This window comes from Polynucleobacter hirudinilacicola (assembly GCF_002192535.1).
Taxonomy (GTDB): domain Bacteria; phylum Pseudomonadota; class Gammaproteobacteria; order Burkholderiales; family Burkholderiaceae; genus Polynucleobacter; species Polynucleobacter hirudinilacicola.
In genome coordinates this window covers 576,901-590,810 of sequence record NZ_NAIA01000003.1, presented here as the reverse complement: position 1 = coordinate 590,810, position 13,910 = coordinate 576,901, and the positions used below count along the sequence as shown (strand labels likewise).

General features: G+C 46.9%; 11 protein-coding genes and 1 tRNA gene. 5 read left to right on the top strand and 7 right to left on the bottom strand.

Annotated elements, in window-relative coordinates:
- Positions 1-31 precede the first annotated feature (31 nt).
- On the bottom strand, positions 32-4,030 hold the full coding sequence (gene hrpA / locus B6A14_RS07085) for an ATP-dependent RNA helicase HrpA (RefSeq protein ID WP_407947049.1): 3,999 nt from the start codon (positions 4,028-4,030) through the stop codon (positions 32-34).
- 53 nt (positions 4,031-4,083) lie between these two features.
- On the opposite strand from hrpA, the gene argA reads away from it, so the two are divergent.
- Both argA and B6A14_RS07075 read left to right on the top strand, forming a co-directional pair.
- The gene (gene argA, locus B6A14_RS07080) at positions 4,084-5,448 is read left to right on the top strand and encodes an amino-acid N-acetyltransferase (RefSeq protein WP_087910309.1); all 1,365 of its coding nucleotides are present in this window, start codon (positions 4,084-4,086) and stop codon (positions 5,446-5,448) included.
- A 22-nt stretch (positions 5,449-5,470) separates the two neighbouring features.
- Positions 5,471-5,743, top strand: coding sequence for an oxidative damage protection protein (locus tag B6A14_RS07075; RefSeq protein WP_087909789.1), 273 nt, complete (start codon positions 5,471-5,473; stop codon positions 5,741-5,743).
- Between the two features lie 270 nt (positions 5,744-6,013).
- Here B6A14_RS07075 and rpiA read toward each other — a convergent pair whose 3' ends face one another.
- Entirely contained in the window at positions 6,014-6,724 is a 711-nt protein-coding gene (gene rpiA / locus B6A14_RS07070; RefSeq protein WP_087909788.1) for a ribose-5-phosphate isomerase RpiA, read from the bottom strand.
- A gap of 105 nt (positions 6,725-6,829) precedes the next feature.
- On the opposite strand from rpiA, the gene tal reads away from it, so the two are divergent.
- Positions 6,830-7,795: a transaldolase gene (gene tal / locus B6A14_RS07065; protein WP_087909787.1), complete on the top strand. Its 966-nt coding sequence runs from the start codon at positions 6,830-6,832 to the stop codon at positions 7,793-7,795.
- Here tal and rlmB read toward each other — a convergent pair.
- Both rlmB and rnr read right to left on the bottom strand, forming a co-directional pair.
- Positions 7,788-8,552, bottom strand: coding sequence for a 23S rRNA (guanosine(2251)-2'-O)-methyltransferase RlmB (rlmB, locus tag B6A14_RS07060; RefSeq protein ID WP_087909786.1), 765 nt, complete (start codon positions 8,550-8,552; stop codon positions 7,788-7,790). The two genes, tal and rlmB, sit on opposite strands and share 8 nt — an antisense overlap.
- Positions 8,553-8,567: 15 nt before the next feature.
- Positions 8,568-10,949 carry a ribonuclease R gene (rnr, locus tag B6A14_RS07055; protein WP_087909785.1) on the bottom strand — a complete coding sequence of 794 codons (2,382 nt, stop codon included), beginning with the start codon at positions 10,947-10,949 and terminating at the stop codon, positions 8,568-8,570.
- A gap of 157 nt (positions 10,950-11,106) precedes the next feature.
- On the opposite strand from rnr, the gene B6A14_RS07050 reads away from it, so the two are divergent.
- A tRNA-Leu gene (locus B6A14_RS07050) sits at positions 11,107-11,193 on the top strand.
- A gap of 91 nt (positions 11,194-11,284) precedes the next feature.
- Here B6A14_RS07050 and B6A14_RS07045 read toward each other — a convergent pair.
- Together B6A14_RS07045 and B6A14_RS07040 are read right to left on the bottom strand one after the other, a co-directional pair.
- The gene (locus B6A14_RS07045) at positions 11,285-11,782 is read right to left on the bottom strand and encodes a hypothetical protein (protein ID WP_087909784.1); all 498 of its coding nucleotides are present in this window, start codon (positions 11,780-11,782) and stop codon (positions 11,285-11,287) included.
- 20 nt (positions 11,783-11,802) lie between these two features.
- Complete coding sequence (locus B6A14_RS07040) at positions 11,803-12,486, bottom strand: dienelactone hydrolase family protein (protein WP_087909783.1); 684 nt, start codon at positions 12,484-12,486, stop codon at positions 11,803-11,805.
- A gap of 65 nt (positions 12,487-12,551) precedes the next feature.
- Here B6A14_RS07040 and B6A14_RS07035 point away from each other — a divergent pair, with 65 nt between their 5' ends.
- Positions 12,552-13,034, top strand: coding sequence for a hypothetical protein (locus B6A14_RS07035; RefSeq protein ID WP_087910308.1), 483 nt, complete (start codon positions 12,552-12,554; stop codon positions 13,032-13,034).
- Positions 13,035-13,376: 342 nt separating this feature from the next.
- Here the strand turns inward: B6A14_RS07035 and B6A14_RS07030 are convergent, their stop codons facing one another.
- Positions 13,377-13,868 carry a hypothetical protein gene (locus tag B6A14_RS07030; protein WP_087909782.1) on the bottom strand — a complete coding sequence of 164 codons (492 nt, stop codon included), beginning with the start codon at positions 13,866-13,868 and terminating at the stop codon, positions 13,377-13,379.
- Positions 13,869-13,910: the final 42 nt, after the last annotated feature.

Sequence of the window (13,910 nt, the reverse complement as noted above, 5' to 3'; positions counted from 1 at the left end):
CGAAAGACCTCTAAAGCTTGATGGATTTGACTTAGCGCAAGCTGGCTAAAACCTTTTCCAGTCGCTTTAAGGACATTGGGGTTGGGGTTTTGAGTTCTTGAGCATATAAAGCTACCCTCAACTCTTCCAGCTGCCACCGGAAATCGTGTAAAGCCTGATCCTCGATCATGGCATAAGAGGCCGAACCCTTGCTGCCTTGTAGCAATTTTTGCCAAGGCCTTGCAACTGATTCCCAATCTTTTTGACATTGAGCATCCCGGCCTGGATTGGAACGTAACTTATCGATCCTCATAGCAATCCCCTTCAAGTAGCGCGGCAGGTGAACCAGCTGGCCATAAGGAATCTCAGCTACAAACTTGGAAAAAATGAGTCCCTGCATTTGCGCTTGCATGTCGGTATAGGCGGCAGGTGATGCCGCTTTTGCGCTGGCCATCTTCTTTTGTAAATCAGTATGTGCTTGAAGTGCATTTAAGGCATGACGTGCGACCTCTTGAGCGATTAATGCCAATCGCGGCTTGCCTGCCTGTAAACGCTCAGCAAATTGCTCGGCATTGACCGGTAGTGGTTCTGTCATGAATGCACGCTCGAGCGCCAGATTGAGAATCTGCTCCAGCAATCCCTCTACCGAGCCTACATTGATAAAAAGCAATCCCAACTCTCGAATGCCAGGCAATTGTTTTTGCAATGCCTTGAGTGTGTCTTTATTACTCAGCACAAAAAGACGACGTAATCCTAGGTGATGTTGCTTTCTGGCTTCTAGTAGATCATCAAATACTTCTAGATCGCAATAATCGCCACGATCTACTAAAGCAGGGTAACCAAATAAGGTTTTATTACCTTTTTGAATTTCTAGAGTTTCTGGTAGCTCGCCAAACTCCCAGGAGCGATAGCCGCCCTGCTCAACTGCACGAGCCTTCTCTTCAGACTTAGCGCTAGACGCCCTAGGTGGTTCAACCCCCAACTCAGCCTGCGCAGTCTCTTGGGCGATCGCCCGAAAAGCACTGCGGGCAGTCTCTCCATACTCAGAACGCAAGCGAGCGAGATTTCTTTCGACTTCTAATTGGCGACCATGCTCATCAATCAATCTGAAGTTCATTGATGAATGTAAAGGCAGTGATTCAGGTCTGAAGTCGGTTCGTTTGATCTCTAAACCACGCTCTTTCCGAATATCACTAATCAAGCTATCTAAAAAGTCTCCCACTCCAAATTGTTTTTCTTCCAGCTTACGCTCTAAGAATGACTTTGCATAATCTGGCAGCGGCACACAATGGCGGCGAAGTTTTTGTGGCAATGATTTGAGCAATAACAATACTTTCTCTTCGCACATACCCGGCACTAACCATTCGCAACGGCGGCCATCCACTTGATTGAGTTGCGTCAGAGGCACCACTAGAGTCACGCCATCTTTAGGGCTGCCAGGCTCGAAGTGATAAGTGAGATTGAGCTCTGCGCCACCCACCATCATCTTCTTGGGGTAACGATCGACCGTAATACCAGCTGCTTCATGGCGCATGAGGTCGGCTTTTTCCAGCCTTAACTGGTTATCTAGGTCGGGCTCTTTCTTAAACCATGCCTTTAAGCCTTCGCGATTACAAACTTCTTTTGGAATACGTGAGTCATAGAAAGCAAACAGCAAATCATCATCGACCAGTACGTCAGGACGACGTGAACGATGCTCCAGTGCCTCGATTTCTTTAATCAGCCGACAGTTGTGCCAGAAGAAACCAAATAAACCAGGATATTTTTTCTTGGCATCTGCCTCAGTTTCACGATAAAGGGCTGGTGTATCCATGCGCCCAAACATTTCTTCCTGAACCAAGGCTTGGCTAATAAATAATTCTCTTGCTTCTTCTGGGTTATGAGCCTCATAACGTACTCGTCGACCGTGATAGATGGGTAAACCGTATAAGGTGCCTCGCTCAAATGCTAAGACCTCGCCCTGACGGTTATCCCAAAATGGATCGCTTAAGGATTTGATCAGACGATGAGCCGCCACTTTCTCAACCCACTGCGGCTCAATCTTAGCAATCGTTCGCGCATACATGCGATTGGTTTCTTGCAACTCCCCCGCCAGAATCCAGGCGCCAGCTTTTTTGCCAATCGTTGAGCCTGGCCAAATAAATGGTCGAATACCGCGGGCACCGACATAGCCGCCAGTCTTGCTATTGCGATCCTGAGACTTTTCATCCTCTTCTTTTTTGGCAACATATCCCAGTAAACCGGTTAAGAGCGACAAATGCACTTGTTCATAAGTGGCTGCAAGTCCATTTTCTTTCCAGCCCTTTTCACCCAGCATCGTGTGCAGTTGACCATGCACGTCACGCCACTCTCGCAAGCGACGTGGTGATAAGAATTTACTTCTGCATAAATTTTCTAATTGGCGATTGCTGTGTTTGTGTTGCAAGGCATCTTGATACCAATCCCATAGCTTTACAAAACTCAAGAACTCAGAGCGCTCGTCGGCAAATTGTAGATGCGCTTGGTCAGCTGCGGCGCCCTGATCCATCGGTCGCTCTCGTGGGTCCTGGGTTGCCAAAGCCGAAGCAATAATCGTGACCTCTTTTAAGGCATTCTGCTCTTTTGCCGCCAATAGCATCCTGCCAATTCGGGGATCTAGCGGCAGGTCCGCTAGCTGTTTACCAATTGCTGTGAGCTTAAAACTATTGTTTATGTCTTTGCCATCGGTGGCATCTGATTCATCAAACTCAATCGCACCCAACTCATCTAGCAGTTGCACGCCATCAGTGATTGCTCTACCCAAGGGCTTATCAATAAATGGGAAATGTTGAATCTTGGGCAAACGCAGTGAACTCATACGTAATAACACTGCCGCCAATGAGCTCCGCAGAATTTCTGGGTCGGTAAATTTAGGACGGCTTTGATAATCAAGCTCGCTATACAGACGAATACAGATGCCATCAGATACCCGGCCGCAACGCCCCGCCCTTTGATTGGCGGCCGCTTGGGAAATCGGCTCGATCTGAAGTTGCTCTACCTTATTGCGATAGGAGTAGCGTTTGACTCTTGCTAGCCCACTATCGATCACATAGCGAATATTGGGAACGGTAAGGGAAGTCTCAGCAACGTTGGTTGTCAGAATGATGCGACGCCCATTGCCTGGACTAAAGACTCTTTCTTGCTCCGCCACAGATTGGCGCGCAAACAGACTGAGAATTTCCGGATGAAAGCGTTGTTGCAACACATGATCTTTGCGAAGCGCTTCTGCGCAATCCCGAATCTCGCGCTCCCCTGGCAGAAATACCAATACATCTCCAGTGCCCGATGCACCCTCACGCCAAACATTGGCGATTTCTTCGGCGACGGCATCCGGAATTTCTTTTGCCGTTTTAGATTCCTTTTTGCCATCTGGTTTAGCGTCGGTCTCTAATGCTGAATAGCGCTGCTCCACTGGAAAGAGTCGTCCACTAACCTCAATCACTGGCGCCACTTTGCCATTGATTGCAAAGTGCTCCGCAAAACGTTGAGCATCAATCGTTGCCGAAGTAATGATCAGTTTGAGGTCGGGTCTTTTTGGAAGCAGTTGTCTGAGATAGCCCAGTAGAAAATCAATATTCAAGCTGCGCTCGTGCGCCTCGTCAATGATGAGCGTGTCATAGGCTTTGAGCTGAGGGTCGCGCTGTGTCTCTGCTAGCAAAATGCCATCGGTCATCAATTTAATCGAGGCGGTGTGACTTGTCTTGTCTGCAAAGCGCACTTGATAGCCAACATCTTGGCCGATGGGGGAGCCTAGCTCTTGGGCAATTCGCTTGGCTGTGGCAGTAGCAGCTATTCGGCGAGGTTGGGTATGGCCGATTAACTTACCGCCGTTGATGGTGCCTCTACCAAGGTCTAAACAGATCTTGGGCAACTGAGTAGTCTTGCCAGAACCCGTCTCTCCACAAACAATCACCACCTGGTGGGCTTGCAAGGCATCCTTGATGATTTGCCTTTGGCCGGAGACTGGCAATTCTTCCGGAAAGCGGATCTCCAGCCTGCGCGAGGTGTTGGAAGCAGGCACAGGCTTTGGCATTGCTTTGGGTTTTTGTTGGTTTATGGGCTCTTGCACCCTATAATTTTCTCACTATGCCAACAAATGCACCGAACCAGGCCTCAAACGCCGAAGAATCTACCTCCAACTTCCCTTTTGTAGGGTGGTTACGCGATGTTGCGCCCTACATTCATAGCTTCCGTGAAAAGACCTTTGTCATTGCTTTTGCTGGTGAGCTCGTCCAGGAAATTGGTCTTGAGAATCTGATTGAGGATATTGCGATGTTGCATGCCATGGGTATGCGCATTGTTTTAGTACACGGCATTCGTCCGCAGATTGAAGAGCAGCTCACCTTACGCAAGATCAAAAGTAAATTTGGTAAGAGTGCAATGCACAGCTATCGGATTACTGATGCTGCTGCCCTCGAATGTGTCAAAGAAGCTGCTGGTGAATTGCGTCTTGATATCGAGGCTGCCTTTAGCCGTGGTTTACCAAACACACCAATGGCAGGGTCACGCATCTCTGTGATCTCCGGAAACTTTATTACTGCAATGCCAGTAGGCGTTGTTGAAGGCACCGATTACATCCACACCGGTTTAGTGCGTAAGGTGGACTCCACCTCTATTACGCAGTCTTTAGATAGCAACAAGATTGTCTTGCTCTCACCCTTAGGCTTCTCTCCTACTGGACAGGCATTTAATCTCGCCTATGAGGATGTAGCTGCTTCCACTGCTGCTGCCCTGAAGGCTGATAAGTTGATCTTCTTGAGCCCTTATGCAGGTCTACACGATGCAGAAGGTGATCTGATTACAGAATTATCTTTGCCTCAGTTGCAAGACTATATGACAGAGAACAAAGAGCTAGATCTCGGCATGAGGAGTCTTCTCAATATCTCTGGTAGAGCTATCAGAGCAGGCGTGAGCCGTGTTCACTTCTTACCGTGCAATCAAGATGGTGCTTTATTAGAAGAGCTATTTACCCATGACGGCATTGGCATGATGCTCGCCTCTTCCGATATTGAAAACTTACGTGAAGCCAATCAAGATGATGTGGGTGGTATTTTGCAGTTGACGATGCCACTAGAAGAAGAAGGTATTTTGGCGGCTCGTGGTCAAGATGTGATTGAGCGCGATATTCAGCGCTTCTCCGTCATTGAACATGACCGTGTGCTCTTCGGCTGCGCTGCCCTCTTCCCATTCCCGAATGGCGTTGGTGAGCTTGCATGCCTTGCAGTTGATCCAGATGTGCAAGGATCAGGGGATGGAGAGCGCCTTCTCAAGCGTGTTGAAATGCGTGCTAAGCAAGAAGGCATTAAAAAATTATTTGTTCTCACTACCAGAACAGAGCATTGGTTCCTAAAGCGCGGCTTTAAGCGGGCAACGGTTGATGACTTGCCTGAAGAAAGAAAACAAATTTATAACTGGGACCGTAAGTCCATGGTTTTAACTAAAGATCTATAAAGATTTAAGAAAGGCATTACAGATGGCACGCATGGTTCAATGTATCAAGCTCAATAAAGAGTCTGAAGGAATGGATTTCGCTCCGCTTCCTGGCGAGCTTGGAAAAAAGATTTGGAATCAAGTATCTAAAGAAGCTTGGGCGGCATGGTTAAAGCATCAAACCATGTTGATTAATGAGAATCGCCTCAATATGGCGGACCCCCGTGCTCGCCAGTATCTTCTGAAGCAAGTTGAAAAATACTTCTTTGAAGGTGGTGCAGATATGGCGCAAGGCTACGTTCCACCGGCAGAATAAATAGCCCCTTGTTGCTTGCTGCGGGACAGCATAAATAAATTCTTAAAACTGGTTTCCAACTGTTGACAGTCTAAATTTGCAGGCATAGGATGTAATCGTGGTGAGACAGATTTTGTGTCCTACTACATTGGCGAAAGCCACTCAGAAATGAGCATATCTATATGCTCATAGGCTAAGGAACTAAATCTCTTCCGAGCGCCTGCGCCATGCAATCCATGGCAAACAACCCGATGGGGAAGCCCCGTCGGGTTTTTTATTTCCTTTTGCTAACTAGAGTGGAATGCGACTAACGCCAGAAGCGTTACTGACCAATAAGATGTTGGCCTTCTCTTTTGCAAATAAGCCTACCGTGATCACGCCAGCAATCTGATTGATTTGGGCTTCCATCTTGAGCGGATCTGTAATCTTTAAGCCTGCGACATCCAATATCCACCCTCCGTTATCAGTCACAAAGGGCTCGCTTGGGGTTTGATTTAAATCTGCACGGGTATTTTTAGCCAACCGTAGTGTGACCTCACCGCCGAATTTCTCTAACTCCCTACTGACTGCACCTTTTGCTAATGGAATGATTTCTACTGGAAGTGCAAAGTTACCTAGGACTGGCACTTGTTTAGAGGAATCGCAAATGCAGATAAATTGCTGAGCCATTGAGGCGATAATTTTTTCTCGCGTAAGCGCCCCGCCGCCACCTTTAATCATATGGCCCGCTGGATCAATTTCATCTGCACCATCGACATAAGCAGGTAAGCTGGCTACATCATTGGGATCTAAAACCTGAAAGCCATGTTTCAGTAAACGCTCTGTTGTTGCGTTAGAGCTCGAAACCGTTCCTGCAAAATGATCTTTATGTGGAGCTAAGGCATCGATGAAGCAATTAGCAGTCGAGCCTGTTCCAATGCCTAAAATTTGCCCTGCTGGCAGCTTTAAGACTTCATCGCGAGCTGCCTCACCTACCATTTGTTTAAGTTGATCTTGGTTCATAAGCCTGCCAAACGCCTTTACTGGAACAGAGTAGTTAATGCATCTATCATATGATAATCACAAGATATCCAATCAAGCAGACCCTTTATTTAGACCAATCTAGCCATGAATAGCACCTCTTCAGCCCTAAACCAACTAGAGCAACTCAAAAAGCTCACAACGGTCGTTGCCGATACCGGTGACTTTGAGCGCATGCAAGTATTTCAACCGCAGGATGCAACCACAAATCCTTCGCTCATTCTGAAGGCGGCACAGCAGAGCAATTACCAAGCCCTGGTGCAATCAGTGAAAGATGCTCATCCTGGTATGAGTTCTACCGACTTGGTTGACTATATCTTGGTGGCGTTTGGTTTAGAGATTCTGAAAATTGTTCCAGGACGTGTTTCTACTGAAGTCGATGCTCGACTCTCTTTCGATACCAAGGCAACAGTTGCCAAGGCAAAGCATATTATTTCCTTATATGAATCACATGGGATTGATCGTAAGCGAATCTTGATTAAGCTTGCTGGCACCTGGGAAGGTATTGCTGCTGCAAAAGAACTAGAAGCAGCTGGTATTCATTGCAATATGACCCTGCTTTTCTCTTTGGTACAGGCTGCAGCTTGTGGCGCAGCAAATGCAAAGTTGATCTCGCCATTTGTGGGACGCATTACCGACTGGAACAAGGCTAAGCTGGGGGCTAACTGGAATGATGCTAGCCATGGTGGTGCTAACGACCCTGGCGTGACTTCAGTTAAGACAATTTTTACGTATTACAAACACTTTGGTATTACTACCGAGATTATGGGTGCGAGCTTTCGCAATACCAGTCAGATCCTTGAACTTGCTGGCTGTGACTTACTGACAATCAGCCCAGAGCTTTTAGCAGAACTGCAAAGCAGCACTGCACCAGTCTGCAAAAAGCTAGATGGAGCTAGCGCTCACGCAGAAAAACTGTCCCCACTGAAGCTAGATGAGTCTAGCTTCCGTCTACAGCTTAATAATGATGCGATGGCAACTGAGAAATTGGCTGAGGGTATTCGTAACTTCTGTATTGATACAGAAAAACTAGAAGCCTTACTCGCTAAGTAAGACTTTTAGTTGCTTTGGCTAGGCGCTGTCTTAATGCCTCATACAGGCATACGCCACTTGCTACAGACACATTCAAACTAGACACTACACCTTGCATTGGGATGCGTACAAGCTCATCACAGGTCTCACGAGTAAGGCGACGCATGCCCTCACCCTCAGCACCCATCACTATTGCGATCGGACCCGTAAGGTCAAGATCATAGATTGACTTCTCAGCTTCATCATCAGTGCCCACTAGCCAGACACCAGCCTCTTGCATCTCTTTCATGCTGCGTACAAGGTTAGTTACTGTAATCACGGGCATAACTTCAGATGCGCCGCTCGATACCTTGCTGACGGTTGCATTAATAGATGCCGAACGATCTTTTGGTATGACTACTGCATCAACTCCTGCACCATCTGCAACCCGTAAGCAGGCACCGAAGTTGTGTGGATCAGTCACGCCATCCAACACTAGGAATAATGGTTTCTTCTGGGCACTCTCAGCATCTTCTACCACTTCCGTAATGGTGCGAGCCACAGTCATTTTTTCAGCTAAGGCAACAACACCTTGGTGACGATCATGACCAGTCAGTTTATGTAAACGCTCCGCATCCGCAGCATGCAAGCGTTCACCCAACATCTCTTCAGCTTGCTTTAAAAAATCACCCATTCGTCTATCGCGACGACTAGGATCAAAGTAAACCGCTTTCAAGCTATCAGGATCAACGCGTAAGCGCGCTTGAACCGCATGAAAGCCAACTAATATTTGTTTCATTGTTTTATTTACTCTTTATTTACGGCGAGCATTGGTGCTTCGCACCGGTGGCTTGCTACCAGCTGGTTTACCAACAGATCTTCCAGGTTTCGATTTGCCATTCTTGCGACCCGCTTTGCTCTTGGATTGGTTGGCATTCAAATTACCTGCAGACTTAGCAGCATTCACATTGATTCCGCTAGGCTTTTGTGGAACCTTGCTTGCAGGACGGCTCTTCTTGGAGGCTGCCTTTTTGTTAGGCCTGCCAGTATCAGTAGCCAAGAGCAGTTGACGACGACTAGAGACACCGCCAGCTTCTGCGCCCATCGACTTCACAAGACTAAATTCAATCTTGCGGGCATCTAGATCAACACGACTTACCAGAACATGCAAACGATCGCCTAAGCGATAACGAATTCCAGTTCTCTCTCCCCGCAATTCTTGACGAGCCTCGTCATACTGGAAGTAATCGCCACCTAACTCAGTCACGTGAACCATGCCTTCAACAAAGAGGTTCTCGAGCTGAATAAATAATCCAAAGTTAGCAACACTGGTTACTGTGCCTGCATATTCTTGACCCAAATGGTCACGCATGTAATAGCACTTAAGCCATGCCTCAACATCACGTGATGCCTCATCTGCGCGGCGCTCATTGGAAGAGCAGTGAACACCTAATTGACCCCAGATTGGCAAAGCAGCGTTTACCCCTTTTGGTGTTTTAGCACCTTTAGCAGCACCGGCTTTGGCATCACTGTGGGATTTCTTGGCGTTGACTGCATTCTCACGCCCTTTACCCTTGCGCGGCAGCGTGAGATTGAGCGGAACAGTAGCTGGCAATACAGGAGCGTATGGCTTTTTCTGCAGAATCGACTTAATGACGCGATGCGTCAGTAGATCTGGATACCTGCGAATTGGGCTTGTGAAATGCGAGTACGCTGGATAAGCTAAGCCAAAGTGGCCTTCATTATCCGGCTGGTACATCGCCTGTTGCATAGAGCGCAATACTACGGACTGCAACATATTGGCGTCAGGGCGATCTTTGATCTCGCGCATCAATTTTGCGAAATCACGTGGCTTTGGTTTTTCACCACCGCCCAATGAAAGACCTGAAGTTCTCAGCACTTGACGTAAGGTCACCAACTTTTCTTCAGAGGGCTCTCCGTGAACACGGTATAGGCTTAAGTGTTTATTTTTATCAATAAAGTCAGCAGCACAAACGTTTGCCGTCAACATGCACTCTTCAATTAAGCGATGTGCATCATTGCGCAAGCGCGGCTCAATGCGCAAGATCTTCCCAAGCTCATTACTGATGATTTGAGTCTCAGTCGTTTCAAACTCAATGGCGCCCCGCTTCTCACGTGCCGCCAAGAGAATCTTATAAAGAGAGTACAGATTACCCAGCAATGGGCTGAACTGAGCAAATCGCACAGCTTCAGGTCCCTTACTATTAGATAGGATCTCCCAAACCGTGTCATAAGTAAAACGCTGAGCAGAATGCATCACTGCTGGATAGAACTGATAAGCCAACACAATGCCGTTGTTGTCTACTACAGAGTCACAGACCATACAGAGGCGGTCTACTCCTGGATTGAGGGAACACAGGCCATTCGAGATCTTCTCTGGAAGCATCGGAATGACGCGTCTTGGAAAATAGACCGAAGTAGCACGCAGCAAACCTTCATCATCCAATGGATGACCTGGTTTAACGTAATGCGAGACATCGGCAATGCCCACAATTAAACGCCAAGCTTTGGTTTTACCGTACATGATGGGCTCGCAATACACCGCATCATCAAAGTCTCTGGCATCAGCACCATCAATGGTGACCAAAGGGATATCGCGTAAATCAACGCGACCCTCTAAATCTTCTTGTTGTACAGAATCTGGTAATGCTGCAGCCTCTTTCATGGCAGCGGCTGAGAACTCATGGGGTACACCGTACTTCCGTACGGCGATTTCGATCTCCATACCGGGATCGTCAATCTCACCCAAGACCTCTACGACGCGCCCCACAGCTTGGCGATAGCTATCGGGATAGTCAATAATCTCAACACTCACTACTTGACCTAATTTTGCTTGACCTTGTCCTTTTGGCGGAATCAAGATGTCATGGCCAATCCGATTATCTTCAGGCGCAACAATTAAGACGCCGTTCTCATTGAGCAATCTGCCAATGACCACTTTATTTGCATGTAGAACAACTTCAACAATCTGCCCTTCGGGGCGACCGCGTCGATCGGTTCCTAAGACCCTAACATTGACTCTATCACCGTGCATGACGCGCGACATCTCTCGTTCAGAGAGAAAAATATCTTCACCACCATCATCGGGGATTACAAATCCAAATCCATCTCGGTGGCCTTGGACTGTTCCTAAACGGTCAGCCTCACGTGGCACCAAGTCTTTTGCTTTACGCATTTAATTCCTTCGGCAATACATGCCCTTGCTATCTATCTATTGATATCTATTTTTGTTATGAATAAGCCTACTGTATCAAACCATTGAGTCTGCAGGGAAAAAGCCAAATTGGCTTAGAAAAGCCCTTGGAGTAACCATCCCCCTATAATAGAGGCATGCCCAGGTGGCGAAATTGGTAGACGCACCAGCTTCAGGTGCTGGCGATCGTAAGGTTGTGGGGGTTCGAGTCCCTTCCTGGGCACCAAACACCTCCTTGAATACTTCTACCCCTTATATGGGGTCAAATTAACCGATTGCAAGACCAGCATGCCAACCAACTGGCGTCATTGCTTAAGCTAGATTCCCATGGAGCGATGCAAAATCTTGGGTTTCATCTCATCCCAAAGACTTTCAAAGTCTTCTATCTTTGCTTCTGATAGGCTGACTGGCTCAAAGAGTTTTCCAAAAACAATCGAGCTCTTCTTTACTAAGGTTTTTTCAAACTCTGTAAGCGCAATGGGCTTGTCATCCATATCTCGCGTTAACTCTGCGGAGCAAACAATTGCCTCCTCATCATCACGATCTACAACTGCAAACTCGATGTATTGCTGATTCTTTTCAACAATCACTAGAGTGCCGCGCGCATAGGAAACGGCATCATGCTCTTTGACGATATATGCCAAGAACTGATCCTCTTCTTCCTTCTCCATTCCTAGATCATCAATAAAGAATAGAAATTGATCCCCTTCCCCATTTACCAAGGTAAATACCTTTGGCACCACCCCATGCCCTAAGGCGAGATTGCGGTAGTAAGAGGCGATTTCTACAGCGAGATTTTCGGAGAACAAATGCATAGTGAATTCTAGTGAGATAGTTAGGCTAAGTTCTTTTTAAAGAACTCCATAGTTCGCTCCCAGGCCAGCTTAGCAGCCTCGGCGTTGTACTCCAAAGGAGGCATGCCGCGCATAGCCGACTTCGGATTAGCAAAAGCATGTTTAGTATCGTAGCGATGAAAGTCATAGCTGGCACCAGCCTGTTTCAATTTCTCTTCTAGCTGGTCTACGCCCGCAATCGAAAAGAATTCATCGTGCATTGACCAATGAGCCATCATTGGTTTCTGAATAGCTGCTGCATCAACATACTCCAATGGAGGATACCCATACCAAACCACTGTGCCATCGAGCTCAGGAACATTACACGCCGAGAGAATAGTTAAAGCTCCGCCCATGCAAAATCCAGTAACAGCAACCTTCTGGCTACCTGTTGCTTTTAAATATTGAACTGCACCACGAATATCTTGGGTAGCAGCGTCACCAAAGTTCAACCCATTCATCAAGTGCTCGGCCTCATTTGCTTCGAGTGCTAGCTTGCCACGATAGAGATCAGGCACTAAGGCGCGGTAACCTGCTTTAGCTAAACGATCCGCTACTGACTTGACCTCATCATCCAGACCCCACCACTCTTGAATAACCACAACTCCTGGAGCATTGGATTGATCTGCAGGCTCTGCTAAATAGCCCTCAACCAAACTACCATCGGGTCTTTTAAATTGAATCATGGGATCTCCTTGTATTTTCTGAATACTTTACTTGAATGGTGCCGTATGCCATTATCCATCTGACGATGCCACCAGAAACCTACCAATTTACCTACTTAGCGCTTTTTCAGGACATCCTGTTAGGGGTGGCTGGCATGATTTTGATTTTGATATTCCATGGAACCTCAATCAATTGGGTCTTGATGCGCTTTGAAAGAATGACTGCCGCCAATCTTGCCAATCAAGAGTACCACTGGGTCTTTCTGCACTTCTACTTCTCATTTTCTTTTATCGCCCTGATTCATATTGCAGAAGTGCTACTTTGGGCAGCTTTCATCTATCAAGCCAATCTCCTGAAAGATGGTGTTGAGGCAATCCTGTTTGCAGGAAGTTGCTACACCACCCTTGGGTTTGTTGAGGATATCCTGCCTAATGGCTGGAAAAGTTTGGCTTTTTTCATCTCCTTTAGCGGTCTTTTCTCCTTGGCCTGGACCACCTCCATCATGATCGGGATGACCAATACCTACCGTGAAACCTGGAAGCTCAAGAACCACGTAACGAAGCTCTAATGAAGTTTTTTTGCTGCCTCGCAACATTATTATGAGATTAGGAGTATCATTAGGGTATACCCTTAAGGAGACTTCAAATGGCACATTCAAACTCATTTAGTTTTTCACAAAGCTCCAGCTTTGGTTTTAAGCCCCTATTGGCAATCAGGGACTTTTTTGCCCTGATTTCAGCAGCATGGGCGGAAGCCAAGATGATGGAACAGAAAAGTCATAAGATCAGCGGAAATTGGTAATTTTTTGCTGATTTATCGCTAAATTTAGCTGTTTTTCGCCAATTATTGGCAAAAGCCCTCGAGTACTGCTCTGGGGCTTTTTTATTGGTCTTTTTGGGTCTTTTTGGGCCTATTTCTTAATGTAATAGCCATAAACACAACGATTTCCACCTCTGGATGGATTGTGTGTATCTTGAATAACCCCATCAACTATTGCAGTTAAGTGCTTAGAAACCTTCACAATTAATATTCCATCTGGAAGTTCATTGGGCCTCAGGTGGACTTGACAACCCGCCCCCACCCTCATGGTTGGAACCCATTCAAATCCAAGACCTAGGATGTAATCATGAAAGACATTGCGATGGTTGCCGTTACGAGGTGAAGAACCCTTGCTATTGAGACGCCTAGCCAAGCGATCGTTCTTAAGCTCGGCATAGTGTTGGTTGGCACTTCTGAGGTCCTCATATACCTGCAGATAGGGAAGCTTGGCGGCAATTGCAATGGATCTGACAACGCAGTCACCTGCCCCACCCTTAAAACCAGCCTTCTCCCTGCCACCATCATTGATCTGCAATGGGAAGGTCTGCCGAGATTTGGAGAATGGATTTAGAAAACTAAACATGTGGATGCGCTAAATAAAAAAATGGATTTGCCTTACGACAAA

Bases quoted from the DNA above. Each gene is read 5' to 3' on its own strand.
- tal (WP_087909787.1), top strand. From the start codon at position 6,830: ATGAATAGCACCTCTTCAGCCCTAAACCAACTAGAGCAACTCAAAAAG.
- hrpA (WP_407947049.1), bottom strand. From the start codon at position 4,030: ATGCCAAAGCCTGTGCCTGCTTCCAACACCTCGCGCAGGCTGGAGATC.
- B6A14_RS07030 (WP_087909782.1), bottom strand. From the start codon at position 13,868: ATGTTTAGTTTTCTAAATCCATTCTCCAAATCTCGGCAGACCTTCCCA.
- B6A14_RS07045 (WP_087909784.1), bottom strand. From the start codon at position 11,782: ATGCATTTGTTCTCCGAAAATCTCGCTGTAGAAATCGCCTCTTACTAC.
- argA (WP_087910309.1), top strand. From the start codon at position 4,084: ATGCCAACAAATGCACCGAACCAGGCCTCAAACGCCGAAGAATCTACC.
- rlmB (WP_087909786.1), bottom strand. From the start codon at position 8,552: ATGAAACAAATATTAGTTGGCTTTCATGCGGTTCAAGCGCGCTTACGC.
- B6A14_RS07035 (WP_087910308.1), top strand. From the start codon at position 12,552: ATGCCACCAGAAACCTACCAATTTACCTACTTAGCGCTTTTTCAGGAC.
- rnr (WP_087909785.1), bottom strand. From the start codon at position 10,949: ATGCGTAAAGCAAAAGACTTGGTGCCACGTGAGGCTGACCGTTTAGGA.
- rpiA (WP_087909788.1), bottom strand. From the start codon at position 6,724: ATGAACCAAGATCAACTTAAACAAATGGTAGGTGAGGCAGCTCGCGAT.
- B6A14_RS07075 (WP_087909789.1), top strand. From the start codon at position 5,471: ATGGCACGCATGGTTCAATGTATCAAGCTCAATAAAGAGTCTGAAGGA.
- B6A14_RS07040 (WP_087909783.1), bottom strand. From the start codon at position 12,486: ATGATTCAATTTAAAAGACCCGATGGTAGTTTGGTTGAGGGCTATTTA.